The organism is Campylobacter sp. 2018MI13, assembly GCF_018501135.1.
GTDB lineage: Bacteria > Campylobacterota > Campylobacteria > Campylobacterales > Campylobacteraceae > Campylobacter_E.
Window position 1 is genome coordinate 1 of sequence record NZ_JAHCZC010000133.1, and the last position, 2,044, is coordinate 2,044.

At 26.6% G+C, this 2,044-nt stretch carries 1 protein-coding gene; it reads right to left on the reverse strand.

Features of this window, described 5'->3' with window-relative positions:
- The coding region (locus KJQ99_RS09220; protein WP_284467054.1) for a S6 family peptidase at positions 1–2,023 on the reverse strand (2,023 nt) is incomplete at its 3' end.
- Positions 2,024–2,044 lie beyond the last annotated feature (21 nt).

The following is a 2,044-nucleotide window of genomic DNA, read 5'->3' on the forward strand; positions in this document are numbered from 1 at the left end:
GATTTGCATCGTATCTATCAAGATAAATCAAATTCTCTCCTATACTAAGATTTGATTTATCTAAAGTAATATTACCTGATGTTAAATTACTATGTTTTAATATTTTAAAGGTTGAATTACTTAGATTTATATTATTTATTTTGCTTGTTCTATTTTCATATTCATCTTGAGTATTTGTATTAGGAGCAGTATTTACACCTAAAGAATTAGCTAAAGATTGATTTAGAAAATAAGAATGCTCTAAAGGATGACCTTGTAATATCGTAGTTCCACCATTTACACTTAATTCATCAGCTTTTATTTCTCCATCAAATACAAAAGTCTTAGAATTATTCAGTTTTAAATCAATATTATCGCTAATTTGTCCGTGATAAATACCTATATCATTAGTGTTATTTATACTTAGAATTGATTTTTTAGAATTTGAATTAATAATCTTAGTTCTAAAATCATTTGCTTGAATTTTATCAAAACTTAAATCAACTCCATTTAAATCCAAATATCCACCATTAAAAACTAAATTAGCATTATTAATTTGATTTGCATTAGTTATTTTTAGCCCTGCATTGTTTAGAAGATAAATTGAACTAAACGCTTTATTGCTTGTATTTAAAATCGTTAGCCCTTCGCCACTTCTTAATCCACCTGCACTTTCTTTGCTAATTTCTAGCGTTCCTTTTCCCATTTTATGCAAATTATCATTAGCTGCTGTTTTTGCATTAAAATTAAGTGTCTTACCATCATCTATCACAACTCCGCCCAATAAAACTTCTTCGCCATTTAAAGTAGAATTATCTTTAAAATAAAACACACTTGAGCCAAAATTTTCATTATTGTTTAAAGCAATACTTGCAGCTTTACTAAATACTAAATCTTTATTATTTTCATTATATTTATCTTTAATATTTGAATATATATCATTTGAATTATAAGAATTACCACTTAAAGTAGCAGTAAAATCATTCTTAAAATCATTAATTATAAAACTATTTATAAGAGCATATTTTGTATAAGAGCAAGTTGTATTATCATCACCACAATCGCTTCTACTAACTACTCCTACCACTAGCCATTCTTTTTTCAGATTATCCCATACATAAATAGCACTTCCACTATCTCCTGGAGCTGAAGTATTTGAAAAATCAAGCCTTATATCTTTATAATAATCCTTTGCACTTAAATGTAAATATCCTGTTTCTGTTTTGCTTTTATCTTCATCTACATATAAAATTCCGCCGGTTAAAAACTCTAAAGAACCAGCCACTTGTTTAGGGATAGTATTTGTATCAATACTACCAATTTTTTGAATTCCACTGCCAGTTCTTGCATATACGCTAAATCTTTCTGGATTATTTAAAATTTCACCTTTTCCTATATTATTATCATCTTTTTCACCGCTTGTTTTAATATATTCTTTATAAGCATTAGTATCCCACTCATAAATGCTATTTTTAGCAAAATACTTATCTTGATATATTACATTTTGGTCGTTTTTTAAGTTATCTTTAACATTTGTATTTTTAAAATAAAATTCTTTATCAATTAGCTTTGCACTTTCATTGATATTTAATTTGCTCATTTTAATTACAGCAAAATCTTTTAAATCATCAACTTGAACTAATTCATCGCACGATGTATTCCATTTAAAATAATCTTTAAAATTTGTATCACTTGCTACTACTTTTGATTTTACTAAGCCAAATTCATATTCTTTATCTTTTTGTATTAAATCTTTTCTATATGTAGGACTAATCATATGAGCTGCAGTGATTGCAAAAGAGCCACCTATATTAGTAAGCTCACCCATCAAATCTCCTGTAGTATTTGCTGCATTAAAACTTGGCATAGGAACTTTCAAATCAATAGTTTTTCCATAAATATCTGTAACTTCTATATTATTACCTACTTTAAATTTACCTTTATTATTTCCAAAATCTAAATAATCTTGATAAGCAAAATTAGGATTTACAACACCTGCAAATAAATTAACACTAAGTAAAATGGCACTATATTTGATTTTCATAGTGGCTCCTTATATTAAAAT